The sequence below is a fragment of the Streptomyces sp. NPDC023541 genome (assembly GCF_055559995.1).
The window spans coordinates 203,404-227,914 of the sequence record NZ_JBVHJO010000002.1 but is presented as its reverse complement, the minus strand read 5'-3'; the positions used below and the strand labels follow the sequence as shown (position 1 = coordinate 227,914).

General features: G+C 72.3%; 21 protein-coding genes, 2 tRNA genes and 1 pseudogene. 3 read left to right on the top strand and 21 right to left on the bottom strand.

The annotated features are described in order from the left end of the window. Nucleotides 1–60 precede the first annotated feature (60 nt). Complete coding sequence (gene lepA, locus ACZ3X1_RS04960; protein WP_356813302.1) at nucleotides 61–1,926, bottom strand: translation elongation factor 4; 1,866 nt, start codon at nucleotides 1,924–1,926, stop codon at nucleotides 61–63. 256 nt (nucleotides 1,927–2,182) lie between these two features. Between lepA and rpsT the strand changes: the two genes are divergently transcribed. Continuing rightward, nucleotides 2,183–2,443, top strand: coding sequence for a 30S ribosomal protein S20 (gene rpsT, locus ACZ3X1_RS04955; protein ID WP_030030523.1), 261 nt, complete (start codon nucleotides 2,183–2,185; stop codon nucleotides 2,441–2,443). Nucleotides 2,444–2,655: 212 nt separating this feature from the next. On the opposite strand, the gene holA is transcribed toward rpsT, so the two are convergent. Then, on the bottom strand, nucleotides 2,656–3,648 hold the full coding sequence (gene holA / locus ACZ3X1_RS04950; RefSeq protein WP_467276679.1) for a DNA polymerase III subunit delta: 993 nt from the start codon (nucleotides 3,646–3,648) through the stop codon (nucleotides 2,656–2,658). Between the two features lie 76 nt (nucleotides 3,649–3,724). Here holA and ACZ3X1_RS04945 point away from each other — a divergent pair, with 76 nt between their 5' ends. Next, nucleotides 3,725–3,967, top strand: coding sequence for a hypothetical protein (locus ACZ3X1_RS04945; RefSeq protein WP_037924385.1), 243 nt, complete (start codon nucleotides 3,725–3,727; stop codon nucleotides 3,965–3,967). A gap of 12 nt (nucleotides 3,968–3,979) precedes the next feature. Here ACZ3X1_RS04945 and ACZ3X1_RS04940 read toward each other — a convergent pair whose 3' ends face one another. The 14 genes and pseudogenes from ACZ3X1_RS04940 to ACZ3X1_RS04875 form a co-directional block, all read right to left on the bottom strand. After that, nucleotides 3,980–4,861 carry a YceI family protein gene (locus ACZ3X1_RS04940; RefSeq protein ID WP_436842241.1) on the bottom strand — a complete coding sequence of 294 codons (882 nt, stop codon included), beginning with the start codon at nucleotides 4,859–4,861 and terminating at the stop codon, nucleotides 3,980–3,982. 136 nt (nucleotides 4,862–4,997) lie between these two features. After that, nucleotides 4,998–7,370, bottom strand: a pseudogene (locus tag ACZ3X1_RS04935) (ComEC/Rec2 family competence protein); the annotation flags it as partial. Beyond that, complete coding sequence (locus ACZ3X1_RS04930) at nucleotides 7,367–8,020, bottom strand: ComEA family DNA-binding protein (protein ID WP_390076886.1); 654 nt, start codon at nucleotides 8,018–8,020, stop codon at nucleotides 7,367–7,369. The pseudogene ACZ3X1_RS04935 and the gene ACZ3X1_RS04930, both read right to left, overlap by 4 nt. A gap of 485 nt (nucleotides 8,021–8,505) precedes the next feature. Continuing rightward, nucleotides 8,506–9,351: a DegV family protein gene (locus tag ACZ3X1_RS04925; protein WP_356813299.1), complete on the bottom strand. Its 846-nt coding sequence runs from the start codon at nucleotides 9,349–9,351 to the stop codon at nucleotides 8,506–8,508. A gap of 339 nt (nucleotides 9,352–9,690) precedes the next feature. Beyond that, a complete protein-coding gene (locus ACZ3X1_RS04920) occupies nucleotides 9,691–10,425 on the bottom strand; it encodes a hypothetical protein (RefSeq protein WP_467276669.1) in 735 nt (244 codons plus the stop codon). Nucleotides 10,426–10,546: 121 nt separating this feature from the next. Continuing rightward, nucleotides 10,547–13,411, bottom strand: coding sequence for a leucine--tRNA ligase (gene leuS, locus ACZ3X1_RS04915; protein ID WP_467276666.1), 2,865 nt, complete (start codon nucleotides 13,409–13,411; stop codon nucleotides 10,547–10,549). 260 nt (nucleotides 13,412–13,671) lie between these two features. Then, nucleotides 13,672–13,744: transfer RNA gene (locus tag ACZ3X1_RS04910), tRNA-Ala, on the bottom strand. Between the two features lie 131 nt (nucleotides 13,745–13,875). Next, nucleotides 13,876–14,049 carry a hypothetical protein gene (locus ACZ3X1_RS04905; protein WP_157854762.1) on the bottom strand — a complete coding sequence of 58 codons (174 nt, stop codon included), beginning with the start codon at nucleotides 14,047–14,049 and terminating at the stop codon, nucleotides 13,876–13,878. Nucleotides 14,050–14,252: 203 nt separating this feature from the next. Continuing rightward, nucleotides 14,253–14,325, bottom strand: a tRNA-Ala gene (locus ACZ3X1_RS04900). A 123-nt stretch (nucleotides 14,326–14,448) separates the two neighbouring features. Beyond that, a complete protein-coding gene (locus ACZ3X1_RS04895) occupies nucleotides 14,449–15,114 on the bottom strand; it encodes a histidine phosphatase family protein (protein WP_356813319.1) in 666 nt (221 codons plus the stop codon). Beyond that, the gene (gene rsfS / locus ACZ3X1_RS04890; RefSeq protein WP_356813296.1) at nucleotides 15,111–15,557 is read right to left on the bottom strand and encodes a ribosome silencing factor; all 447 of its coding nucleotides are present in this window, start codon (nucleotides 15,555–15,557) and stop codon (nucleotides 15,111–15,113) included. The genes ACZ3X1_RS04895 and rsfS overlap by 4 nt, the downstream gene beginning before the upstream one ends. 119 nt (nucleotides 15,558–15,676) lie before the next feature. Next, nucleotides 15,677–17,395 carry an LCP family protein gene (locus ACZ3X1_RS04885; protein WP_467276661.1) on the bottom strand — a complete coding sequence of 573 codons (1,719 nt, stop codon included), beginning with the start codon at nucleotides 17,393–17,395 and terminating at the stop codon, nucleotides 15,677–15,679. 24 nt (nucleotides 17,396–17,419) lie between these two features. After that, nucleotides 17,420–18,037: a nicotinate-nucleotide adenylyltransferase gene (gene nadD / locus ACZ3X1_RS04880; protein ID WP_356813294.1), complete on the bottom strand. Its 618-nt coding sequence runs from the start codon at nucleotides 18,035–18,037 to the stop codon at nucleotides 17,420–17,422. 36 nt (nucleotides 18,038–18,073) lie between these two features. Next, nucleotides 18,074–18,241, bottom strand: coding sequence for a hypothetical protein (locus tag ACZ3X1_RS04875; RefSeq protein ID WP_037631388.1), 168 nt, complete (start codon nucleotides 18,239–18,241; stop codon nucleotides 18,074–18,076). 139 nt (nucleotides 18,242–18,380) lie between these two features. On the opposite strand from ACZ3X1_RS04875, the gene ACZ3X1_RS04870 reads away from it, so the two are divergent. Beyond that, entirely contained in the window at nucleotides 18,381–19,463 is a 1,083-nt protein-coding gene (locus ACZ3X1_RS04870) for a M48 family metallopeptidase (RefSeq protein ID WP_467276655.1), read from the top strand. Here the strand turns inward: ACZ3X1_RS04870 and ACZ3X1_RS04865 are convergent. From ACZ3X1_RS04865 to proB, 5 genes are all read right to left on the bottom strand, one after another. Further along, a complete protein-coding gene (locus ACZ3X1_RS04865) occupies nucleotides 19,447–20,583 on the bottom strand; it encodes an SCO2583 family membrane protein (RefSeq protein WP_467276651.1) in 1,137 nt (378 codons plus the stop codon). The two genes, ACZ3X1_RS04870 and ACZ3X1_RS04865, sit on opposite strands and share 17 nt — an antisense overlap. Before the next feature lie 68 nt (nucleotides 20,584–20,651). Further along, nucleotides 20,652–21,218, bottom strand: coding sequence for an SCO2584 family spore wall biosynthesis protein (locus ACZ3X1_RS04860; protein WP_356813291.1), 567 nt, complete (start codon nucleotides 21,216–21,218; stop codon nucleotides 20,652–20,654). Between the two features lie 77 nt (nucleotides 21,219–21,295). Beyond that, nucleotides 21,296–22,579, bottom strand: a complete 1,284-nt coding sequence (locus tag ACZ3X1_RS04855; protein WP_356813290.1) for a glutamate-5-semialdehyde dehydrogenase — start codon at nucleotides 22,577–22,579, stop codon at nucleotides 21,296–21,298. 239 nt (nucleotides 22,580–22,818) lie between these two features. Beyond that, the gene (locus tag ACZ3X1_RS04850; RefSeq protein ID WP_225885106.1) at nucleotides 22,819–23,214 is read right to left on the bottom strand and encodes a hypothetical protein; all 396 of its coding nucleotides are present in this window, start codon (nucleotides 23,212–23,214) and stop codon (nucleotides 22,819–22,821) included. Nucleotides 23,215–23,318: 104 nt separating this feature from the next. Next, nucleotides 23,319–24,446: a glutamate 5-kinase gene (gene proB / locus ACZ3X1_RS04845; protein WP_356813289.1), complete on the bottom strand. Its 1,128-nt coding sequence runs from the start codon at nucleotides 24,444–24,446 to the stop codon at nucleotides 23,319–23,321. Between the last annotated feature and the right edge of the window lie 65 nt (nucleotides 24,447–24,511).

The window sequence follows — 24,511 nt, the reverse complement described above, 5'->3', positions numbered from 1 at the left end:
ACGAAACGGGCCCCCGCGCGCTGCGCGGGGGCCCGTGTACGCCGGGTGACGGAGAGGTGGCTACTTCTTCTTTGCGCCGGACTCGTCACTGGAGAGGACGGCGATGAAGGCCTCCTGCGGGACCTCCACGGAGCCGACCATCTTCATCCGCTTCTTGCCTTCCTTCTGCTTCTCCAGCAGCTTCCGCTTACGGGAGATGTCACCGCCGTAGCACTTGGCGAGGACGTCCTTGCGGATGGCGCGGATGGTCTCGCGGGCGATGACGCGGGAGCCGATGGCGGCCTGGACCGGCACCTCGAAGGCCTGCCGCGGGATGAGCTCGCGCAGCTTGGCGACGAGGCGCACGCCGTAGGCGTAGGCGGCGTCCTTGTGGCAGACGGCGGAGAAGGCGTCGACCTTGTCGCCGTGCAGCAGGATGTCCACCTTGACCAGGCTGGAGGCCTGCTCGCCGGTGGGCTCGTAGTCGAGGGAGGCGTAGCCGCGCGTCTTGGACTTCAGCTGGTCGAAGAAGTCGAAGACGATCTCGGCGAGCGGGAGGGTGTAGCGGATCTCGACGCGGTCCTCGGAGAGGTAGTCCATGCCCAGGAGGGTGCCGCGGCGCTGCTGGCACAGCTCCATGATCGCGCCGATGAACTCGGTCGGGGCGAGCACGGTGGCCCGGACGACCGGCTCGAAGACGTCATTGATCTTGCCTTCGGGGAACTCGCTCGGGTTGGTGACGGTGACTTCCTTGCCGTCCTCCAGGACCACCCGGTAGACCACGTTGGGCGCGGTCGCGATCAGGTCGAGGCCGAACTCGCGCTCCAGGCGCTCGCGGACCACGTCCAGGTGGAGCAGGCCGAGGAAGCCGACGCGGAAGCCGAAGCCGAGCGCCGCGGAGGTCTCGGGCTCGTAGACCAGCGCGGCGTCGTTGAGCTGGAGCTTGTCCAGGGCCTCGCGCAGGTCCGGGTAGTCGGAGCCGTCGAGCGGGTAGAGGCCCGAGAAGACCATCGGCTTCGGGTCCTTGTAGCCGCCGAGGGCCTCGGTCGCGCCGTTGTGCAGGCTGGTGATGGTGTCACCGACCTTGGACTGACGGACGTCCTTCACGCCGGTGATGATGTAGCCCACCTCGCCGACGCCGATGCCGTCGGCCGGGGTCATCTCCGGGGAGGAGACGCCGATCTCCAGCAGCTCGTGGGTGGCGCCGGTGGACATCATCTTGATGCGCTCGCGCTTGTTGAGCTGGCCGTCGACCACACGGACGTACGTGACCACGCCGCGGTACGAGTCGTAGACCGAGTCGAAGATCATCGCGCGGGCGGGGGCGTCCTTGACGCCGACCGGGGCCGGGACGGTGGCGACGACCTTGTCCAGCAGCGCTTCCACGCCCATACCGGTCTTGGCCGAGACGCGCAGCACGTCGTCGGGGTCGCAGCCCACCAGGTTCGCGAGCTCCTCGGCGAACTTCTCCGGCTGGGCGGCCGGCAGGTCGATCTTGTTGAGGACGGGGACGATCGCGAGGTCGTTCTCCATCGCCAGGTACAGGTTGGCGAGGGTCTGCGCCTCGATTCCCTGGGCGGCGTCCACCAGCAGGACCGTGCCCTCGCACGCGGCGAGCGAGCGCGAGACCTCGTAGGTGAAGTCGACGTGCCCGGGGGTGTCGATCATGTTGAGGATGTGGGTGCTGCCCTGGCCCTCGCCCGTGGTGGGCGCCCAGGGCAGCCGCACCGCCTGGGACTTGATCGTGATGCCGCGCTCACGCTCGATGTCCATGCGGTCGAGGTACTGGGCGCGCATCTGCCGCTGGTCGACGACACCGGTGAGCTGGAGCATCCGGTCGGCAAGGGTCGACTTGCCGTGGTCGATGTGCGCGATGATGCAGAAATTGCGGATCAGCGCCGGGTCGGTACGGCTCGGCTCGGGCACGTGGCTGGGGATCGCGGGCACGCAGTGTCCTGATTCTCGGGTCGCAGTCGGAAGCGTTTTCGGAGCGTCGGTCGGAGCGGACAGTCCGGCTCCGGTCGCTCTCGGCGGCGCGATGTCGGTCCATACGCAGGCTCCCATGGTCCCATGGACGGGGCAGTGCGCTCGGTTTGGGCCGCCCTGAGCGCGCCTGGTAGCCTGGGCAGCTGTGTCTCGTATGCCCTCTCAGCTGTCGGGACACAATCCGAAGATCAAACTCTGAACCTGAAAAGGCTCTTTCGTGGCGAACATCAAGTCCCAGATCAAGCGGAACAAGACCAACGAGAAGGCCCGCCTTCGCAACAAGTCGGTCAAGTCCGAGCTGCGCACCTTCATCCGCAAGGCCAACGAGGCCATCCTCGCCGGCGACGCGGAGAAGGCCACCGCTGCGGCCCGCCTGGCTTCCAAGAAGCTGGACAAGGCCGTCTCGAAGGGCGTCATCCACAAGAACGCCGCCGCCAACAAGAAGTCGGCGCTGGCCTCCAAGGTTGCCGCCATCTGAGTTCCGCACTCGATGTGATCGCCGGAAGGGACCCAGTGGGCCCTCTCTCCCGCTCCTGACCGGCACCCCGCTCCGCACACGAAGCGTTCGCCACGCGGGTGCGGAGCAACACCAGCAGTGACCGAAGGCCCCGGCCGTCCCCCTTCCCCAGGGTGACGACCGGGGCCTTCGCGCTGCTCCGGGGGCGGGCGGCCGCGGACGGCTCCGTTCCGTCAGCGGCGCTGGGGGCGGGCCGCGCGGGCCACCGCGACGACGGCCTTCTCCAGGGCGTACTCGGGGTCGTCGCCCCCGCCCTTGACTCCCGCGTCGGCGGCGGCGACGGCGCGCAGCGCGTCCGCGACGCCGTCCGCCGACCAGCCCCGCATCTGCTGGCGGACCCGGTCGATCTTCCACGGCGGCATGCCGAGGTCACGGGCGAGGTCCCCGGGCCGGGCCCCGCGCGGGGCGGAGGCGAGCTTGCCGATCGCGCGGACCGCCTGCGACAGCGCGCTGGTGATCAGGACGGGGGCCACGCCGGTCGCCAGGGACCAGCGCAGGGCTTCCAGGGCCTCGGCCGCACGCCCCTCGACCGCCCGGTCGGCGACGGTGAAGCTGGAGGCCTCGGCCCGGCCGGTGTAGTAGCGGCCGACGACGGCCTCGTCGATGGTCCCCTCGACGTCCGCGCACAGCTGCGCCGCGGCGCTCGCCAGCTCCCGCAGGTCGCTGCCGATCGCGTCGACCAGGGTCTGGCACGCCTCCGGGGTCGCCGAACGTCCCAGCGTGCGGAACTCTCCCCGGACGAAGGCGAGCCGGTCCGCCGCCTTCGTCATCTTCGGGCAGGCGATCTCCCGGGCGCCCGCCTTGCGCGCCGCGTCCAGCAGCCCCTTGCCCTTGACCCCGCCCGCGTGGAGGAGGACCAGCGCGATCTCCTCGTAGGGCCCGGCGAGGTAGGCCTTGACCTCCTTCACCGTGTCGGCGGACAGGTCCTGCGCGTTGCGCACGACCAGCACCTTGCGCTCGGAGAAGAGCGAGGGGCTCACCAGCTCGGCCAGCGTGCCCGGCTGGAGCTGGTCGGAGGTGAGGTCGCGGACGTCGGTGTCGGTGTCGGCGGCACGGGCGGCCGACACCACCTCCCGCACGACGCGGTCGAGCAGCAGCTCCTCCTGCCCCACCGCGAGGGTGATCGGGGCAAGCGGATCGTCGGTGGGGTTCTTCCTGGTGGCCATCGCCTCCAGCATCCCATGCCGCAGTGACAGCCCCCCGCGCCCCGACCCCCTCCACCGCGTATTCCACAATGGCCCGGTGAACGTGCGACATGTACTCGTCCTGCCCGACCGCGACGCCGCCGAGGAGGTGGCCCAGGAGGCCGTCGACCGCTTCGGCCTCCCGGAGGAACCGCAGTTGGTCCGCGACGCGCTGGCCGGCGAGGACGACGCCGAGGACGCCCAGTGGCTGGTGGTCGTCGAGGACCCGCGCGAACGGCTCGACGCCACCGCCCTGGACGGCCTCGCCGCCGAGTACGAAGGCTGGCTGGAGGCTCCCTGAGCCCCGCCGGGGTCAGGCCTTGTGCACGATCTGGACGTCCAGTGTCACGTCCACGCTCGAACCGATCGCCGCGATCCCGTGCGCCAGCATCGACTGCCAGTTGAGGGTGAAGTCCTCGCGGTGCAGTTCGGCGGTGGCCCGGCAGGCCGCCCGCACCTCGCCCTCCATGCCCGTACCGAGACCCAGGTACTGGGTGTCCAGGGTCACGGACCGGCTCACCCCGTGGAGGGTCAGGGCACCCGCCACGGCCCAGCGGCTGCCGGTGCGGTGGATGAACCGTTCGCTGTAGAACTCCACCGTGGGGTGGCGGACCGCGTCCAGGAAGTCCCCCGACCGCAGGTGGTCGTCGCGCCGCCGGGCCCCGGTGTCGATGCTCGCCGCGTCGATGATCACGTGCATGGAGGAGTCCTCCATGCGCTCGGCTATCCGCACCGCCCCGGCGAACGTGTTGAACCGTCCGTTGATCCGGGCGAGGCCGATGTGCCGGGCCGTGAAGCCGATGGACGAGTGCGACGGGTCGAGCTCCCAGTGGCCGGGCTGCGGCAGGATCGGCGGCTCCACCGCGTCGAGGATTATCTCCCCCGTACCGGGCTGGGCCGGGTCTCCCACGAGCGTGACGCCGTGGAACGGCGTGTACCCCTCGGCGGTGACGGAGAGCCGGTACTCCCCCTCCGGCACGGCGGCCGTGAAGCCGCCGAACGGGTCGGTCTCGCCGCTGACGATCCGGCGGCCGATCGGATCCGTCACCTCGAACGCGGCCTGCCGGATGGGCCGGTGGACCGTGTCGAGGACCCGGCAGCTGAGCAGACGAGCCGTCGGCGGCAGCGTCAGTGTCGCGGATGTATGCGGGCTGGAACTTCCGGCCGACTCCATCCCCCGTCGGCGACCGAACATGACGTGTGCACCCCCGTGCTGTGTGGACTTGGACCGTTCTGGCGAAGACGCATTCGATCATGCTGTCGGGTTGTGGGCAAACAGAGCGGTCACGTCCGGTATGCCCGCGTCGCATACGCCGCCTCCTGGCTGGAAACGCACGCAGCCGAACGCCGGTTCCACTGACGGCGACCGAACCGTCGGTGTCGGTGCGCAGCACCGTCGCCCCCACGGCCCGCAGGCGGGCGAGCGTGCCCGGCGCGGGGTGCCCGTAACGGTTGCCGGCCCCGACCGGCACGATCGCGAGCCGGGGCCGGATCCGCTCGTGCAGCCCGGGATCCTGGTGGGCGGAGCCGTGGTGGGCGACCTTGAGGACGTCCACCGGGCCCAGCTGCGGATGCTCCCTCAGGAGGGCCTGCTGCGCCTCCGGTTCGAGGTCGCCGAGCAGCAGCAGGGTGAGCCCCGCGCCGCGCACCAGCAGGACGACGCTCGCGTCGTTGGGCCCTTCGAAGGGGGACCCGGTCGGCGGCGGCCACAGCATCTGCCATTCGAACGGGCCGGCCCGGCGCCGCTCCCCCTGCACCGCCGGCACGACCGGCACCCCGGCGGCCGCTGCCGTCCGGCGGACGAACTGGGCCTGCCCGGGCGGCTCTTCCAGCGAGGTGGCCTGGATCACTCCCACGGACCGGCCCCGCAGAACGCCTGCCAGGCCTCCCACGTGGTCTGCGTGAAAGTGCGTCAGCAGGAGCATCGGCACCCGGCGCACCCCCAGCTCGCGCAGGCACGCGTCCACCGGCCCGGGGTCCGCGCCGGCGTCCACCACTACCGCCTCCCCCGGGCCGACGGCGAGAACCGCCGCGTCCCCCTGCCCCACGGCGCACTGGACGTAGCTCCAGTCGGGCGGAGGCCAGCCGGTGAGCGTACGGGTGAGCTGCGGCGGCCGCAGTACCGCGAGGAGCAGCAGCACCGCCAGCGCGGAGCACAGCCACCGCCGCCGCCCCCAGCGGGCGCCCACCACGACGGCCGCCAGGGTGGCGGCGGCCAGCAGGAGGCCGCCGGTCAGCCCGCCCGGCCAGGGCAGCTCCGCACCCGGGAACCTCGCCCCGGCCCGCGCCACGGCGGCGATCCACCCCGCGGGCACCCCGGCGCACCGGGCGAGCACCTCGGCGGCGGGCATCCACAGCGGGGCCGCCGCCAGCGCGGCGAAACCGAGCACGGTCGCCGGACCGGCCGCCAGCTCGGCCAGCAGATTGCACGGCACCGCCACCAGGCTGACCCGGGCCGCGAGCACCGCGACCACGGGCGCGCACACCGCCTGGGCGGCAGCGGCTGCGCCCACCGCCTCGGCGAGCCGGGGCCCCATCCCGCGCCGTTGCAGGGCCCCGCTCCACCGGGGAGCGAGGGTCAGCAGCGCCCCCGTGGCCAGGACCGAGAGCAGGAAGCCGTAACTGCGGGCCAGCCACGGGTCGTAGAGCACCAGCAGCAGCACCGCGGACCCCAGGGCGGGGATCAGGGACCTGCGCCGGCCGGTGGCGATGGCCAGCAGGGTGACCGCCCCGCAGGCCGCGGCCCGCAACACGCTCGGCTCCGGCCGGCACACCACCACGAACGCCAGTGTCAGGGCCGTCCCGCACAGGGCCGTCGTCCGCAGGGAGAGCCCGAGGCGGGGTGCCAGCCCACGCCGCTCGGCCTGCTGCGCGCGGCCCGGGGGGCCGATCAGCAGGAACAGCACCACGGTCAGGTTCGACCCGGAGACGGCCAGCAGATGGAGCAGATCAGTGGCCCGGAAGGCCTCGTGCAGGTCGGGCGGAACCCTGGAGGTGTCCCCGACGACCAGTCCCGGCAGCAGGGCCCGCGCATCCGGTGCGAGCCCGTCGGTGGCTTCGCGCAGCCCGGACCGCAGCCGTCCCGCCAGCCGCTGGGCGGTGTCCGGGCCGCCGGTCACCTCCGGCGGTGTGTCACCGGCCGGGCGGAGCAGTGCCACGGCCCGCTCCCCGCCCTGCGCGGGGGCCAGCCGGGCGACCACCGCCACCCGCGTGGAGGGCAGGAGCCGGGTCCATCCCGCGTGCCCGGCCAGCACCCGCACCGGGGTCTCGACCCGGGTGCTCGCCCCGTCGGGCCCGGTCACCCGGGTCACCACCGCGTCCAGCACCACCACCGGCGGGCCGCTCCCGCTCCGCGCGGTCCTGGGATCGGAGCCGACGGTCAGCTCGGCGTGTACCCGGGCGTGCCGGCTCGCCAGCCCGGCGACCGGCCCGGCCCGCGCCTCGGCCAGCTGGAGCCCCGCGACGCCCGCTCCGGCGGCTGCGGACAGCAGGGCCGTCGCCACGGCCGGGGCGACCCTCCACAGCGCCCCTGGGCGCCTTGCCTGCACCAGCATCAGCAGCCCCGCGGCGGCCACGGCCAGACCCACGCCGAGGGCGGTCCGCCCGACGGGTGCGCCGAGTGCGAGGGCGGCCGCCGCCCAGGCGGCCACGGCGGGCACCGCGAGACGCAGATCCGTCGGGCCCGCCCCCTCCGGGCGGTTCACGGCCGCACCAGCGTGCGCAGGTCGGCGAAGCGCCGCTCGCCGATGCCGTTGACCTGGCGGAGCTCCTCCACGGAACGGAAGCCGCCGCGGGCGGTGCGGAAGTCGACGATGTGCTGAGCGAGGACCGGCCCCACCCCCGGCAGACCGTCCAGCTGCTCGACGGTGGCCGAACCCAGGCTGAGCGGCCCGGCGGGCGGCCCGCCCGCGGCGCCTCCGGGCGGCGGCTGGGCCGTCGCGTTCACGCCCACCAGCACCTGTTCGCCGTCCACCAGCACCCGCGCCCGGTTCAGTCCGGTGGTGTCCGTGCCCGGCCGCACTCCCCCGGCGGCGGCCAGCGCGTCCTCGACCCGGGAACCGGCGGGCAGCCGCCGGACCCCCGGATCCCGGACCTTGCCGCCGACGTCGACGACGATCCGCGCGGGCCCCGCGCCGCCGCCTGCGGAGGCCGGTGCCCCTGCGGACGCGGTGGCCCCCGCCGGCACCACCGCGGGGGCGGCCAGTGCGGGGGCGGTCACCTCCCGCGGCCGGGCCGACCAGTACTGCTGCCCGGCGAAGCCGACGGCGGCGACCAGCACCACCCCTACCGCGGCCACCGTGCGCGGCTCCACCGCGCACCGGGCCTGCAGCCACACCGGCAGCCGCTCCCGCACCGCCAGCCTCCGCGCGGTACCGGTGGGCAGGGCATCCGCCTCCCCGGGCGGTGCCGCAGGCTCGTCCGCGACCTGCGGCGGCGCCTGCGGCGGGCCGGCGCCGCCGAACAGGGCCTCCGCCCTCCGCCGGACCGCGTCCGTGCCCCGATCCCGATCCCGATCCTGTCCCGGGCCGGGGGCGGGGCCGGGGCCGGGGTCGGGGTCGGCATACGGATCGGGATCGGTGTCGGGATCGGGATGCGGAAGATGTGCGGGAGCGGCACGGAGGCCGTGGCGGCGCCTGTCGCGGCGGCCACGGCCGTGCCGGAGGCGGCCGTCGGAAAGACGGGAACGGCCCGGGCCGCTGGTGGCGCCCGACGGATACGGAGTACGCGTTCGAAGAGTCATGTCACGACCGTAGGGGCAGATCCCGACAGCCGTTCTGAGGCTTCAATTCCGGTGGACGGCAGCCCCGTTGTGGATAACCGCGCCACTCGTTCCGGTGATCAGCGGGGCGAGACCACCGCCGCCAGCAGCCCCGGCCCGGTGTGCGCCCCGATCACCGCTCCGACCTCGCTGACGTGCAGCTCGACCAGGCCGGGAATCCGCTCGCGGAGCCGCTGGGCGAGCTTCTCGGCCCGCTCCGGCGCCGCCAGGTGATGCACCGCCACGTCCACGTCGGCGGAGCCGGCGCGCTCGACGGCCAGCTCCTCCAGGCGGGCGATGGCCTTGGAAGCCGTACGCACCTTCTCCAGCATCTCGATCCGCCCGCCGTCCAGGGTCAGCAGCGGCTTCACCGCCAGGGCCGAGCCGAGCAGGGCCTGCGCGGCACCGATCCGGCCGCCGCGGCGCAGGTAGTCCAGGGTGTCGACGTAGAAGTACGCGGCCATGTCCGCCGCCCGCTTCTCGGCGGCCGCCACGGCCTCGTCCACGGAGCCGCCCGCTTCGGCGACCTCGGCCGCGGCGAGCGCGCAGAACCCGAGGGCCATGGCGACCATGCCGGTGTCCACGACGCGCACGGGCACGGGGGCGGTCCTGGCGGCCACCACGGCGGCGTCGTAGGTCCCGGAGAACTCGGCGGACAGGTGCAGGCTGACGACGCCGCTCGCCCCGGCGTCGGCGGCCGCCTGGTAGGCCCGCACGAACTCCTCCGGGCTGGGGCGGGAGGTGGTGACCGAGCGGCGCTTCTGCAGGGCCAGGGCCAGGCTGCGCGCCGAGATCTCGGTGCCCTCCTCCAGGGCCTCTCCGCCGAGCACCACGGTGAGGGGGACGGCGGTGATTCCGTGCCGCGCCATGGCCGGTCGGGGCAGGTAGGCCGTGGAATCGGTGACGATGGCGACATGGCGGGACATGAGGCGGAGGTTACCGCTCGTAGGGGCGGTACGGCAGCCGGGGCCCCGGACGGGTCGGGGGCGGGGTTGCGTCGGCTTCCGCCGGGGGTGGGTCGGGCCGAGCCTACGGGTCGTGCGGCGGGGGTGGCGTCGGGCGCCCTGCGGGGCTCTGCCCCAACCCGCCCCTTCCCGAAACTCGGGGCTCCGCCCCGAGACCCCGCTGCCGGGGCCCTGCCCCGGACACCCCGCCGGACACCCTAGGGGTTGCGCCCCTCGGACCCCGGAGCACCAGCCCCCGGACAGCCGCCGCCCGGGCTCGCCCCGGCGCCCCGTCGGCCGAGGGCCGGTCGCAGGCCTCGCTCAGCCGGCGCTCTCCGGGCGGGGGGTCTTCTGCCACGGGTACTGCATCGTCGGCGTGGGCGGGTTCAATGCCGCCGGCGGAGGCGTGGTTGCCGGCCTCGGGGTCTGGGTGGACCGGGTGGTCTGAGGGGCCTGGGCGGACTGGGCGGCGTCCCATTCGGCGGCTGCCGCCGCCAGGTCGTCCACCGGTTCGCGGGACCAGTCGCGCAGCGCGCCCGATTCCATCTCGATCTGGTCCGACAGCAGGGACAGGTCGTCCTCCGCGAAGCGCCGGGCCCGGTCGCGGGCGGCCCACCGCAGCGAGTCCGCCGCCTGGATGATCTTGGCCGCGCGCTCCCGCAGATCCGGCAGGAGCTCGGCGGTGCGCCGCCGGTCGGGCTCCTGCTCCAAGCGCTTCAGTTCCCCGTCGAGCTCGTGCCCGTGCGCACTCAGCCGCTCGAACAGCCCGAGGGACTCGCGCAGCGAGGCGTCCGCCTGGACCCCCTCGGCCAGTGCCTGCTGGGTGGCGCGCATCGACGTCCGCAGGTCCAGCCGCACCTGCGCGAGCGCTCCCACCACTCCGACCTGGCCGAAACTCTTGGCCCGCAGGGTGGTGTCCTCCACCGTGCGCCGGGCCTGCACGACGGTGCGCTCCACACCCCGCTTGGCCGCGCCCACCGCCTTGACCGTGAGATACGCGCCGAGGCCGACGACGGCCAGCAACATCAACGCGAAGATGATCAACGCGGCCTCCATGACGGCCCCTTTCCCCAGGCGTCGGCTATCCCCTCCACCGTAAACGCCACGGGCAGGCCAGGGGTTCCCATCGAACCCCCAACCTGCCCGTACGGGATCCCCCCTACGCGGGGGTGCGCCCTCAGATGACGATGTTCACCAGCTTCGGCGCGCGCACGATCACCTTGCGGATCTCCGCGCCGCCCAGCGCCGCCACGACACCGGCGTCGTTCACGGCCAGCTGCTCCAGCTCGGCGTCCGTGATCGACGGCGACACCTCCAGCCGCGCCTTGACCTTGCCCTTGACCTGCACCACGCAGGTGACGCTCTCGTCCACGACGTACGCCGGGTCCGCGACCGGGAAGTCCTGGTGGACCACGGACCCGCTGTGGCCCAGACGGTGCCACAGCTCCTCCGCGATGTGCGGGGCCAGCGGGGCGACCAGCAGGACCAGCCGCTCGGCGACCGAGCGCTCCAGCGGGCGGCCCGCCTTCGTCAGGGCGTTGTTCAGCTCGGTGATCTTGGCGATGGCGGTGTTGAACCGCAGCCCCGCCATGTCCGCGCCGGCCCCGTCGATCGCCTTGTGCAGGGCGCGCAGCGTGTCCTCGCCGGGCTCGGCGTCGACGACCGTCACCGCGCCGGTCTCCTCGTCCACGATGTTGCGCCACAGGCGCTGCAGCAGGCGGTACTGGCCGACCACGGCTCGCGTGTCCCACGGACGCGAGACGTCCAGCGGACCCATCGCCATCTCGTACAGGCGCAGCGTGTCGGCGCCGTACTCCTCGCAGATCTCGTCTGGCGTGACGGCGTTCTTCAGGGACTTGCCCATCTTGCCGTGCTCGCGCTTGACCTGCTTGCCCTCGTAGAAGTACGCGCCGTCGCGCTCCTCGACCTCGGCCGCCGGGACGTACACACCGCGCTCGTCGGTGTAGGCGTACGCCTGGATCATGCCCTGGTTGAAGAGCTTGTGGAACGGCTCCGCCGACGACACGTGGCCCAGGTCGAACAGCACCTTCGACCAGAAGCGGGCGTACAGCAGGTGCAGCACCGCGTGCTCGGCGCCGCCCACGTACAGGTCGACACCGCCGTGCGGGGCGCCCTCGCGCGGACCCATCCAGTACTGCTCGATCTCCGGGTCGACCAGCGCGGAGGCGTTGTTCGGGTCCAGGTAGCGCAGCTCGTACCAGCAGGAACCGGCCCAGTTGGGCATGGTGTTGGTCTCGCGCCGGTAGGACTTCACGCCGTCGCCCAGGTCCAGCTCGACGTTGACCCAGTCGGCCTTGCGCGACAGCGGGGTCTCCGGCTGGGAGTCCGCGTCGTCCGGCTCGAAGGTGCGCGGCGAGTAGTCCTCGACCTCCGGCAGCTCCAGCGGCAGCATCGACTCGGGCAGGGAGTGCGCGACGCCGTCCTCGTCGTAGACGATCGGGAAGGGCTCGCCCCAGTACCGCTGACGGCTGAACAGCCAGTCGCGCAGGCGGAAGTTGACCGTGCCCTCGCCGATGCCGCGCTCGGCCAGCCATTCGGTGATCGCGGCCTTCGCCTCGACGACGCCCAGGCCGTCCAGCGAGATGCCCTCGCCGGTGGAGTTGACCAGCTTCGCGTCGTACGAGGCGAAGGCGTCGTCCCACTCGGCCGGGTCGGTGCCGCGGCCGTCGGAGGGCTGCACGACGCAGCGCATCGGCAGCTCGAAGGCGCGCGCGAACTCGAAGTCCCGGCTGTCGTGCGCCGGAACGGCCATGATCGCGCCGGTGCCGTAGCCCATCAGGACGTAGTCGGCGATGAAGACCGGGACCTTGTCACCGCTCACCGGGTTGATCGCGTACTCACCGGTGAAGACGCCGGTCTTGTCCTTGGCCTCGGCCTGGCGCTCGACGTCCGACTTCGAGGCGGCCTGCTTGCGGTAGGCGGTGACGGCCTCGGCCGGGGTGGCGTGCCCGCCCGTCCACACGTCGTGGGTGCCCTCGGGCCAGGCGGCCGGGATGAACTTCTCCACCAGCGGGTGCTCGGGCGCCAGCACCATGTAGGTGGCGCCGAACAGCGTGTCCGGGCGGGTGGTGAAGACGGTGATGGCCTCGTCGCCCAGGGCGAAGTCGACGCGCGCGCCCTCGCTGCGGCCGATCCAGTTGCGCTGCTGCAGCTTGATCGCCTCGGGCCAGTCCAGCGCGTCCAGGTCGTCCAGCAGCCGGTCGGCGTACGCGGTGATCCGCATGTTCCACTGGCTCAGCTTGGACTTGAAGACCGGGAAGTTGCCGCGCTCGGAGCGACCGTCGGCGGTGACCTCCTCGTTGGCCAGTACGGTGCCCAGCCCGGGGCACCAGTTGACGGGCGCGTCCGAGGAGTACGCCAGCCGGTGGCCGTTCAGTACGTCGGCCCGCTCCGCGGCGGTCAGCGCGGCCCAGGGGCGGCCGCCCGGGACCTCGCGGGAGCCGTCCTCGAAGGCGGCGACCAGCTCGGCGATCGGCCGGGCCTTCTTCGCGTCCGCGTCGTACCAGGAGTTGTAGATCTGCAGGAAGATCCACTGGGTCCACTTGTAGTAGTCCGGGTCGATGGTGGCGAACGACCGGCGCTTGTCGTGGCCCAGGCCCAGCCGGCGCAGCTGGACCTTCATGTTCTCGATGTTCGCCTCGGTCGACACGCGCGGGTGCGTGCCGGTCTGCACGGCGTACTGCTCGGCCGGCAGGCCGAAGGCGTCGAATCCCAGGGTGTGCAGGACGTTGTGGCCGGTCATCCGCTGGTGGCGGGCGTAGACGTCGGTGGCGATGTACCCGAGCGGGTGACCGACGTGCAGGCCCGCACCGGACGGGTACGGGAACATGTCCATGATGAACTTCTTGGGCCGCGCGGCGACCGCGGGGTCCCCGGCCAGGTCACCGGTCGGGTTCGGGGCCTCGTAGGTGCCCTGCGCGTCCCATACGTCCTGCCAGCGTGCCTCGATGTCGGCGGCCATGGCAGCCGTGTAGCGGTGCGCCTCGGCCGCCTCGGGGGCCGGGGTGTTCGTCTCGCTCATGATTTCTGAAGCTCCATCGATCGTCTCTGCCGTCTCTGCCTGCCCAAACGAAAAAACCCCTCGCACAGGAGGGGACGCCGCGCCGATGCCGACCACCGTTTCGAAGGTGTCGGTACTGATCAGCGCGGCTCGGTAAGCAGGAGGCGTACGGCACGCATGGCGTCAGGGTACCGCAGCGGCCCCCGCCGACGCTCGGCCGTTCCACCCGGCGACACAACGAGAAGCGGGCCACCCGATCCGGGTGGCCCGCTTCTTCACTGTGGAGCTAAGGAGAATTGAACTCCTGACCTCCTGCATGCCATGCAGGCGCTCTACCAACTGAGCTATAGCCCCTTGCCCTGCTTGCCGCTTCGGTTTCCCTTGCCGGTTCCCCTCGGCGACGTCCCAAACATTACACGGTCATGGCCCTGGTCCAAAAATCGGTTTCCACCAACCAAGGGCCATGTCCGTTTTGCACTACTCTGTCACGCTCTTGCGAACTGGTAGAAGCGCTTGAGCGTGCAGTGCTCATCGAGCAGCCGACCGTAGATCGGCTCCCCTTCCAGCTCCCGGTACGTCTCGATCGGGTCGCCTTTTATGATCAGCGCCCGCGCGCATTCCTCGCACCAATACTGGTAGTCGGGGTTGACCGGGTCCATGTCCCGCACGATCGGCGTCCCGTTGTTGCACCAGTCGCACCGGCGCCGGTGTGCACCCATCCGTTCGCGACTCCCTCCCGCGTCGGGCCGTCGACTCCCCCTCCGGCTGTCCGATTCTGCCACGCCGGTGCGGGCCAGGTCAGCAAACGCAAAGGGTACAAAAACAAGGATCCCGCCCCCACTTGGGGACGGGATCCTGATTGTGGAGCTAAGGAGAATTGAACTCCTGACCTCCTGCATGCCATGCAGGCGCTCTACCAACTGAGCTATAGCCCCGCTCTCCGCTGCGCTTCCCCCGTCTCCGGTGTTCTTCGCTGCGAACAAGAAGAACTCTAGCCTGTGACCAGCCGGAAAGTGAAATCCGGGTCGGAGCCCCGGTGGGAAGCGGCAGGGAGCCGCTCAGTCGTCGTCGCCGAGCACCGGTTCCGGCAGCGTGCCGGCGTTGTGCTCCAGCAGACGCCAGCCGCGGGCGCCCTCGCCGAGGACGGACCAGCAGCAGTTGGAGAGCCCGCCCAGGCCCTCCCAGTGGTACGGCTCCAGGCCCAGCAGGCGCCCGATCGTCGTACGGATGGTGCCGCCGTGGCTGACCACGACGAGCGTGCCGTTCTGCGTCAGCCCGTCGGCGTGCTCCAGCACCACGGGCGCCGCGCGGTCGGCGACCTCGGTCTCCAGCTCACCGCCGCCGCGGCGAACCGGTTCGCCGCGCTTCCACGCCGCGTACTGCTCGCCGTACTTGCCGAGGATCTCCTCGTGCGTCAGACCCTGCCACTCACCGGCGTACGTCTCGCGCAGCGCCTCGGTGTGCGTCACCGGCAGCCCGGTGACGGCGGCCAGCTCGGCCGCCGTGTCCGCGGCGCGCCGCAGGTCCGAGGCGACGATGGCGTCCGGCTTCAGCGAGGCGAGCAGCCGCGCGGAACGGCGCGCCTGCGCCAGCCCCGTCTCGGTCAGCTCGATGTCCGTGGAGCCCTGGAAGCGCCGCTCCAGGTTCCAGGAGGTCTGGCCGTGCCGCCAGAGGACGATCTTCCTGTTGGATCTGGCCGGCTCGGCCGCGTGCGTCGCGCTCAGAACAGATCACCGTCCAGGTCCTCGTCGCCCGCCGCCTCGCGCAGCTTGGCGTGCTCCTCGGCCTTGCCGAGGGTGAGCTTCGCGTCCTCGGGGAGCTCGATCTCGGGGCAGTCCTTCCACAGGCGCTCCAGCGCGTAGAAGACCCGCTCCTCGCTGTGCTGGACGTGGACGACGATGTCGACGTAGTCGAGCAGGATCCAGCGGGCGTCGCGGTCGCCCTCGCGGCGCACCGGCTTGGCGCCGAGCTCCTTCTGCAGGCGCTCCTCGATCTCGTCGACGATCGACTTGACCTGGCGGTCGTTGGGCGCCGAGGCGAGCAGGAAGGCGTCGGTGATCGACAGCACGTCGCTGACGTCGTACGCGATGATGTCGTGCGCGAGCCGGTCGGCCGCGGCCTGGGCAGCGGTGGTGATGAGTTCGATGGAGCGGTCCGTGGCGGTCACTGGCCATGCTTTCGGGTTGGCGGGCAGATCCTTACAAGGGTCTCATGTACCGCCGACGGCGCCCGCGCGTAGCGTTCCGCACGGGCGCGAGCGCCCCTCCCGGCCGGACCGCGGCCCGGTCAGGACGCCTTGTAGTCCTTCCCGAGGATCACCACGACCTCGGCGTTCACGATGTTCTCGGCCTTCTTCACGACCGTCTCGGGCAGCCCCAGCGTCTTGGCCACCTCGATCGCGCGGTCGCGCTGGGCGTCGTCCTGATAGGTGATCTGCGAGGCGGCCGCCGTCTTGTCGGCCTTGCCGCCGTCCACGAAGGTGTAGCCGCCGTTCATCAGCGCCGCCTTCGCCGCGACCTGCGTCTTGTCGTCGCCGGTGGCGTCCTTCAGGCCGACGCGCGGGATGGCGCCGGGCTGCGCCGCTTCGGCGGAACCGCCGAGCACCTCCTTGACGACCTTCCTGTTGGCCTCGTCCGTGAGCGTCCCGTCCGGCTTCACCGCGATGAGGTCGGTGCGGTAGGCGCCCGCCTTGGCGTGCGCGCCGAGCTTGGACAGCAGGGCTCCGAGGGTCTGCGCGTTGAGCGCGGGATCGAGGATCTGGCCGATGCTCTCGACCGTGACGGCCGCGGCCTTCGGGTCGCTGGGGACCTTGCGCAGGACCGCGTGGAGCACCTTGCCCGTGCGCTCCAGCTGCTTGGCCTCCGGTTCGCCCTGCGCGCGGTACGTGGCGTACGCGACGGCCATCGGGCCGCTCAGGCTCTGCTTCTGGCCCTGGGCCACGGCCGGGGCCTTGGCGGCGTCGTCGGCCGGGACCGCGGTGTCGGTGTCGACCTCGATGCCGCCGACCAGCTCGACCAGGTTCTCCAGGAAGGGGGTGTCCAGGCGCCAGGTGCCGCCGATGTGGGTGCCGAGCACGGAGTCGAGGGCCTCGCGGGTGCCGAGGCCGCCCTCTTCGACCGCCTTGCCGAGGCCCTTTGCGGTGCCGTCCTGGCCGGTCACGGCGAGGGCGTTGGGCAGCAGGACGGTGGCGCCCTGCTTGGTGGTGACGTTGTCGACGAGCAGCGCCGAGGAGGTGCCGCCCTTCTTGGTGTTGTGCAGGTGCATGACGATCATGTCGCGCTTCTGTGCCGCGGCGTCCGCGGTGGTGGCGGTCTTCTCGCCGCCGGGACCGCCGAGGAAGGGCAGCTTGCCCTGGTACCAGAGGTAGCCGGCGCCTCCGACGACGAACAAGGCCAGGACGACGATCAGCGCGACGACCCGGTTACGGCCGCGGCGGCGGGCCTCCTCGCGGCGTTCGGTGCGGCTCTCGGTGAACTTGAGCCAGTCGATGACGTCCTCGGAGTCCTCGTCCGGCTGGTCGATGAAGGCGAACATCTCGGTGCGGTAGTCCCGGCCCGCCTCGGAGCCGCCCTCGGGCCGACGCGGCTCGGGGACCTGGGCGACCGGCCGCTCCGCCGGGGCTTGGGGCCGCTCGGCGGCCGGGGGCTCGGGCGCCGCCTGCTGCGGGATCCACTGCTGGGCCTGCTGCTGGGCCTGCTGCTGGGCCTGTTGCTGGGTCTGCTGCGGGGCCTGGGGCCCGGCCTGCTGGGCGTCGTACCCGTAGGAGGGGGCCTGGGTGTACTCCTGCTGCCCGTAGTCCTGGGGCGCGGGCTGCTGCGGATAGTACTGCTGCGGCTGCTGCTGGCCGTAGCCCTGGTAGTCGTAGCCGTAGCCCTGCTGCTCGTACTGGGGGGCGGCGGGCTGCGCGGGCGCCTGGCCGTACACCGGCCGCCCGTACGCGTCGTAGCCGATGAGCTGCTGCTCGTGCGCGGCATACGGGTCGTACGGATCCTGTCGGTCGTTCACCGCGGGGCCCCTCTCTCCGGAAGCTCAGGCTCCCCGGTACAGCTCACGCTTGTCGATGTAGCGCACCACGCCGTCCGGCACCAGGTACCAGACGGGATCCCCCTGGGCGACCCGCGCGCGGCAGTCCGTCGACGAGATCGCCAACGCGGGCACCTCGACCAGGGAGACCCCGCCCTCGGGCAGCCCGTCGTCGGAGAGCACGTGGCCCGGCCGGGTGACTCCGATGAAATGGGAGAGCGAGAAGAGCTCGTCGGCGTTCCGCCAGGTCAGGATCTGCGCGAGCGCGTCGGCACCCGTGATGAAGAACAGGTCGGCGTCGTCGTTCAGCGCCTTCAGGTCCCGCAGGGTGTCGATCGTGTACGTCGGCCCGCCGCGGTCGATGTCGATGCGGCTCACCGAGAACTGCGGGTTCGAGGCCGTGGCGATGACCGTCATAAGGTAGCGGTCCTCGGCGGGCGAGACGGCCCGCTGGGACTTCTGCCACGGCTCACCGGTCGGCACGAACACCACCTCGTCGAGGTGGAAGAGGGCGGCCACCTCGCTGGCGGCCACCAAGTGTCCGTGGTGGATCGGGTCGAATGTCCCGCCCATCACGCCGAGCCGGCGCTTGACCGGACCGGTAGGCATCTCCTGCTCTCCCATGAGCGCAGAGCCTACTGGCCCGGCGGACCGGGTCGGCTAGCGGTCGCGGTTCAGGCGCGTGGTGACCCAGAGCATCAGCATGAGGATCACGAAGGCGGCGCCGCCGGTCAGGTACGGGTTGAGGCTGTCGTGGTTGCCGCCGTGCTGTTCGGCCCCCTCCGAGGCGAGGACGACCAGGTTGTGGGCGGTGGAGGAGAGGCTCATCAGGCAGGTACCTATCGAGTCGGGGAGCTGTCGGAGACTTCGCTCACATCGTATGCGGGCGCCCGGGGCACGCTCGCGCCGACTCAGGCGTTGGAGAGGATAGACGCATGGTGGAGCAGGTCAATCAGGGGAGGGCGCAATGACTGAGACGGGATTCGAGAAGACGCCGGCGCGGGACCGCAGGAGGTTCCCCGGCATCTCCTCGCGTGCGTACGAGCATCCCGCGGACCGCTCGGCCCTGGTGGCGCTGCGCAGGCTGAGCGGCTTCGACACGGTCTTCAAGGCCCTGAGCGGGCTCCTCCCGGAGCGGAGCCTGCGCCTGCTGTTCCTGTCGGACTCGGTGCGGGTGGGCGAGACGCAGTTCCCGCACCTGTACGCGATGCTCCGCGACGCCTGTTACATCCTGGACCTGGAGAAGGTCCCGCAGATGTACGTGCAGCAGGACCCGCGGCCCAACGCCATGTGCATCGGGCTGGACGAGCCGATCATCGTGGTGACCACGAGCCTCGTCGAGCTGCTCGACGAGGAGGAGATGCGGGCGGTGGTCGGCCACGAAGTGGGCCACGCGCTGTCGGGGCACTCGGTGTACCGCACGATCCTGCTGTTCCTGACGAACCTGGCGCTGAAGGTCGCGTGGATCCCGCTGGGCAATGTGGCGGTCATGACGCTGGTGACCGCGCTGCGGGAGTGGTTCCGCAAGTCGGAGCTCTCGGCCGACCGGGCGGGGCTGCTGGTGGGGCAGGACGTGACGGCCTCCATGCGCGGCCTGATGAAGCTGGCGGGCGGCAACCACCTGCACGAGATGAACGTGGATGCCTTCCTGGAGCAGGCCGACGAGTACGAGAAGGGCGGCGACCTGCGGGATTCCGTGCTGAAGATCCTCAACATGCTGCCGCGCACGCACCCCTTCACCACGGTCCGGGCGGCCGAGCTGAAGAAGTGGTCGGAGAGCCGGGACCACCAGCGGATCATGGACGGCCACTACCCGCGCCGCGAGGAGGACAAGGACGCCTCGGTCTCGGACTCCTTCCGGGAGTCGGCCGCGCACTACGCCGATTCGGTGCGCACCAGCAAGGACCCGCTGTTCAAGCTGGTGGGCGACATCGCGGGCGGCGCGGCCGACATGGGCGGCAGGCTGCGTGACAAGTTCACCGGCGCCGGAACCGGCGCCGGCGCGGACACCGGCTCCGGAGGCAAGGGCGGGGCTACGGGACAGGGCTGACGGGGGCGCCAGGAGTCGCCGCGGGAGCCAGTACGCCGCACAGCCCGGCCGTGCGCCTCGGGTGGCCGCCGGCGTACGGGTCGCTCGCGGCCGGGCCCACGGTGGTGGGGCCGGCCCCGGCCAGGAGCGGGCGGAAGCCTCCGGCCGGGTCGGCGGAGCAGTCCTGCGGCCCGGCCATCACGTAGGCCGATGCCAGCTCCAGCCGCCGGGTGCTCAGGTCGTCGCGGTCGAAGCGCAGCCGCAGCTCGCGCCGGACGGTGAAGAGCGACGCGCCGTCGGCCGCGGCCGGGGCTCCGGTGGCCGGCCGTACCGCGTACACGAAGGTGTGATCGGTCGTGACCTCCAGCACGTCCTGGGCCACCTCCTCGTAGGTGAGACTGCCGCTCACCCGGACCCGGGGGTCGGCCATGACGGCGGCTGCCGGGTCGAAGCGGACCAGCCAGCCGGTGGCGGCGTGCCGGCCGTCGCCGGCGGGCGAGGTCATGCTGCGGTCGAACTGCTCCAACTGGTCGGGGTCGAGCAGGACGCGCACGGGCCGGACGGCGGACCCAGCCAGGACGTCGGGGTCCAGCGAGGACTGCACCAGGTAGTCCTTGGCGATGGACAGCGCGGTGACGACCTGGACGTCGGTGAAGTGGTGCGTGCGGCGCACGGCGGGCAGGCTGATCCCGGCCGCCCCGACCCGGTAGTCGGCGGCGGGGCTCTGCGCGAACAGCTCGGGCGGCAGCCCGCCGGGCACGGCGGTGGTCGGCGCGAGCGGGACCACGGTGCTGGTGAGCGGCTGGGCGGGCCCCCCGGAAGGGGGCACGTAGGGGTTGCGCAGGCCCATGTAGACGGCGACGGAGAAGGCCGTGGCGATGAGGAGCACGAGCAGCATGCCCTGCCGGGCGGCGCGGCCGGGGGTGCTGGTCCGGGGCGCGGAGCCCGACCACATGGACCGGCTGCGGACGGCCCGGGCGTGCTCGCCCATGCGTTCCTGGGCGGAGTACTCCTGGAGCCGGGCAGCCCGGACGAAGTCCTCGTCGAACACCACCGATCCGTACTCGTCCGACCGGAATTCGTCGTCGCCCCCGGCGGTGCCGTCGGGGGTGCCGTTGGGTGGGTCTCCTGGTACGGCCATCGCTTCTCCCCGCTGTCCCCGCTTCAGAGAAGCCCCCAGCTCCGGCGAACGCGAGCGGGGTCGTACCTTCAGGGTTGGCGTACTGAGGGGTACGTAAACGCGCCGACGCCGGTGACTTCACGCCTGGGGGTGCTGGCGGGCGCCGGAGCGGGGTCCGCTTCGCCCGAGGCGCTGCGGTAGACGGCACTGAAGGCGAGCGCGACCATGCCGAGGCCCATCACGAAGGCGAGCACCCAGGCGACCGGGCGCAGCCACGGGGCGCGGCCCCGGTAGGGGCGCAGGCTGCCGCCGTAGGCCCCGTACGGACCGTCGGGGTGGCCGTGGCCCCGCTCGTGGTCGCCGCCGTGGTCCCAGCCGTACTCGTCGGCGTCGTACCCGTCGGAACGGCCGTAGCCGTAGCCGTCGTGGTCGTCGTCGCCCGTCCAGCCGCCCGCGACGGCCCGGGCGGCTTCCGCCTCCGCGCGCGCCCGGTCGGCCGCCCGCTGGCGCTCGGCGGCGCTCGGTTCATGGATCTCGGCGTTCCGGACGAAGTCCTCGTCGAACACCACGGAGGCGAAGTCCTCTTCCGCGCCTCCGCGGTCGTCGTCGGGCTCCCCGTCGTCCGGGAACGGCTTGCCCCCCACGTCGTCCGGCACGGGAACAGACTAGACCTGAGGGGAGCCTTTGGGCAGGGTGTCCGCCCGATTCCCGCCACACCCGGCGGGCACTTCGACTACCGAACGTGACCGTCGCCGGTGACGATGTACTTGGTGGAGGTGAGCTCCGGAAGCCCCATCGGGCCCCGGGCGTGCAGCTTCTGCGTGGAGATGCCGATCTCGGCGCCGAAGCCGAACTGACCACCGTCGGTGAACCGGGTGGATGCATTTACGGCGACGGTGGTGGAGTCGACCAGCTGGGTGAAGCGGCGGGCGGCGGCCTGCGAGGTGGTGACGATCGCCTCGGTGTGCCCGGAGGTCCAGCGGCGGATGTGGGTGACGGCGTCGTCGAGGGAGTCCACGACCGCCGCGGCGATGTCGTAGGAGAGGTACTCGGCGGCCCAGTCCTCGTCCGTGGCGGGCAGGGCGGTGGCCTTGGTGCCCTCGGCGGCGGCGAGGACGGCCTCGTCGCCGTGGACGGTGACGCCGGCGTCGGCGAGCGCGTCGAGGGCGCGCGGCAGGAAGGCGCCGGCGATGTCACGGTGGACGAGGAGGGTCTCGGCGGCGTTGCAGACGGAGGGCCGCTGGGCCTTGGAGTTGATGAGGATGTCCACGGCCATGTCGAGGTCGGCCTGGGCGTCGACGTAGACGTGGCAGTTGCCGGTACCGGTCTCGATGACCGGGACGGTGGACTCCTCGACCACGGTCTTGATGAGGGAGGCACCGCCGCGCGGGATGAGCACGTCGACGAGGCCTCGGGCGCGCATCAGCTCGCGGACGGAGTCGCGGGACTCGCCGGGGACGAGCTGGATCGCGTCGGCGGGCAGGCCGGCGCTCAGGGCGGCGTCGCGGAGGATGGCGACGAGCGCGGTGTTGGAGGCGTAGGCGGAGGAGCTGCCGCGCAGGAGGACGGCGTTGCCGGACTTGAGGCAGAGGGCGGCCGCGTCGACGGTGACGTTGGGTCGGGCCTCGTAGATGATGCCGACGACGCCGAGGGGGACCCGGATCTGGCGGATGTCGATGCCGTTGGGGAGGGTGTTGCCGCGGACGACCTCGCCGACGGGGTCGGGGAGGGCGGCGACGTCGCGGACGTCGGAGGCGATGGCGGCGACCCGCTCCCGGGTCAGGGTGAGGCGGTCGATGACGGTCTCGCTGGTGCCGGCGGCGCGCGCCTTGTCCGTGTCCACGGCGTTGGCCGTGATGATCTCGGCGGTGCGGGCCTCCAGCGCGTCCGCGATCGCCAGGAGGGCCGCGTCCTTGGCGGACCGCGGGAGTGGGGCGATGGCCGCGGCGGCGGTCCGGGCGCGGTGCGCCGTGGCGAGGACGGGCGAGGTGACGGTGGCGTCGTCGAGCGAGGTCATGCCGACCAGGGTAGTGCGCCGGGGACGCGTCTTCGGTGGGCTTCCATCCCGCGAGACGGGGCCCGTGGCTGCCGCTGCGCGGAGCCTCTCCCCCGCCCCGCCCTTTCTCCGTTTCCCGGGCTCTGCCCGGCCCCGCTCCTCGAACGCCGGAGCGGCGGAAGGAGCCGGGGGCTCCGCCCCGGAGCCCTGCGCCTCGAACGCCGGAGGGGGTGGAGGAGCCAGGACTTCCGGTACATCGATCAGTACGGGTGTACGCCCACCGGGTGGGCCGGGGGTGGGCCGTAGCCCTCCGCCACGCGCAGGTGGTAGGTGGCCCGGTCGATGACCTCCAGGCCGACGATCTCCCAGGGCGGCAGCTGTGCCGAGGAGCGGTGCTCGCCCCACAGGCGCAGCGCGACGGCCGCCGCGTCGTGGAGGTCCCGGGCCTCTTCCCAGTACCGGATCTCCGCGTGGTCGTCGGCGTACCGGCTGGTCAGCAGGAACGGGTGGTCGTGTGCCAGTTGCTCCAGCCCCCGCCGCACCTCGGAGAGCGGGGCCGGCTTGCCGGAGACGCTCAGGGTCACGTGCCACAGGCGCGAGGCCTGGTCCTGCTCGTACCCGCCGCCGTCACCGTCCCCCGTACCGACGCTGGTCAGCGCTCGTCTCACCAGCCGCCTCCTGTCTCGCTACGCGTGTCCGCCTGCTCTGCCCTTCACAGTTGACCAGTCCCCGGGCGGCCGCGCTGCGGTTTTGCCGAACCTCAGCCCTGGAGCAGGACCAGATCGTCACGGTGGACGACCTCCCGCTCGTACGCGGGTCCGAGTTCCCGCGCGAGCTCGCGAGTGGAGCGGCCGAGCAGCTGCGGGAGCTCCTTGGCGTCGAAGTTGACCAGACCCCGGGCGACGGCGCGGCCGTCCGCCGCTCGCAGCTCCACCGGGTCGCCCGCGACGAAGTCGCCCTCGACCGCCGCGATGCCGGCGGGCAGCAGCGAGCTGCCCCGCTCGGTGACCGCTCGGACGGCGCCCTCGTCCAGGACGAGGTGGCCCTGCGGGGTGGAGGCGTGCTGGAGCCAGAGCAGCCGGTCCGCGCTACGGCGTCCGGTGGCGTGGAAGAGCGTGCCGGTCCCCCGTCCGGCCAGGGCGTCGGCGGCCTGGCTCGCGGAGGTGAGCACCACCGGGACGCCGGCGGCTGCCGCGATCCGTGCCGCCTCGACCTTGGTGACCATGCCGCCGGTGCCCACGCCCGCCTTGCCGGCGCTGCCGATGGAGACGTGCGCGATGTCCTCGGGCCCGCGGACCTCCTCGATGCGGGTGGTGCCGGGCTGGGACGGGTCGCCGTCGTAGAGGCCGTCGACGTCGGAGAGCAGGACGAGGAGGTCCGCGCGGACGAGGTGGGCGACGAGGGCGGCGAGCCGGTCGTTGTCGCCGAAGCGGATCTCGTCCGTGGCGACGGTGTCGTTCTCGTTGACGACGGGGAGGGCGCCCATGGCCAGCAGCTGGTCCAGGGTCCGGTACGCGTTGCGGTAGTGGGCGCGCCGGCTGGTGTCGTCGGTGGTGAGCAGCACCTGGCCGACGCGCACGCCGTACCGCGCGAAGGAGGCGGTGTAGCGGGCGACGAGGAGGCCCTGTCCGACGCTGGCGGCGGCCTGCTGGCGGGCCAGGTCCTTGGGCCGGCGGCGCAGGCCGAGCGGGGAGAGCCCGGCGGCGATGGCTCCGCTGGAGACAAGGACGATCTCCTTCTCACCGCCGCTGCGGGCCTTGGCCAGGACGTCGACGAGCGCGTCCACCCGGTCGGCGTCGAGCCCGCCGGCCGCCGTGGTCAGGGAGGAGGAGCCGACCTTGACCACGATCCTGCGGGCGTCCACGACACCTTGCCTAGCCGCTGACACGTTTTCCCCTTGCCCCTTGCCGTCAATGCCTGCCACCTCAATCTACGGGGTGGCCGGCGGGGGCC

What these genes read in the sequence shown, in the direction of transcription:
- nadD (WP_356813294.1), bottom strand. Translation starts at nt 18,037, where the DNA reads ATGGGAGAGCAGGAGATGCCTACCGGTCCGGTCAAGCGCCGGCTCGGC.
- ACZ3X1_RS04865 (WP_467276651.1), bottom strand. Translation starts at nt 20,583, where the DNA reads ATGGCCGTACCAGGAGACCCACCCAACGGCACCCCCGACGGCACCGCC.
- ACZ3X1_RS04925 (WP_356813299.1), bottom strand. Translation starts at nt 9,351, where the DNA reads ATGTCCCGCCATGTCGCCATCGTCACCGATTCCACGGCCTACCTGCCC.
- ACZ3X1_RS04875 (WP_037631388.1), bottom strand. Translation starts at nt 18,241, where the DNA reads ATGAGCCTCTCCTCCACCGCCCACAACCTGGTCGTCCTCGCCTCGGAG.
- ACZ3X1_RS04855 (WP_356813290.1), bottom strand. Translation starts at nt 22,579, where the DNA reads ATGACCTCGCTCGACGACGCCACCGTCACCTCGCCCGTCCTCGCCACG.
- ACZ3X1_RS04870 (WP_467276655.1), top strand. Translation starts at nt 18,381, where the DNA reads ATGACTGAGACGGGATTCGAGAAGACGCCGGCGCGGGACCGCAGGAGG.
- ACZ3X1_RS04920 (WP_467276669.1), bottom strand. Translation starts at nt 10,425, where the DNA reads ATGGAGGCCGCGTTGATCATCTTCGCGTTGATGTTGCTGGCCGTCGTC.
- ACZ3X1_RS04940 (WP_436842241.1), bottom strand. Translation starts at nt 4,861, where the DNA reads ATGTTCGGTCGCCGACGGGGGATGGAGTCGGCCGGAAGTTCCAGCCCG.
- ACZ3X1_RS04905 (WP_157854762.1), bottom strand. Translation starts at nt 14,049, where the DNA reads ATGGACCCGGTCAACCCCGACTACCAGTATTGGTGCGAGGAATGCGCG.
- holA (WP_467276679.1), bottom strand. Translation starts at nt 3,648, where the DNA reads ATGGCCACCAGGAAGAACCCCACCGACGATCCGCTTGCCCCGATCACC.
- leuS (WP_467276666.1), bottom strand. Translation starts at nt 13,411, where the DNA reads ATGAGCGAGACGAACACCCCGGCCCCCGAGGCGGCCGAGGCGCACCGC.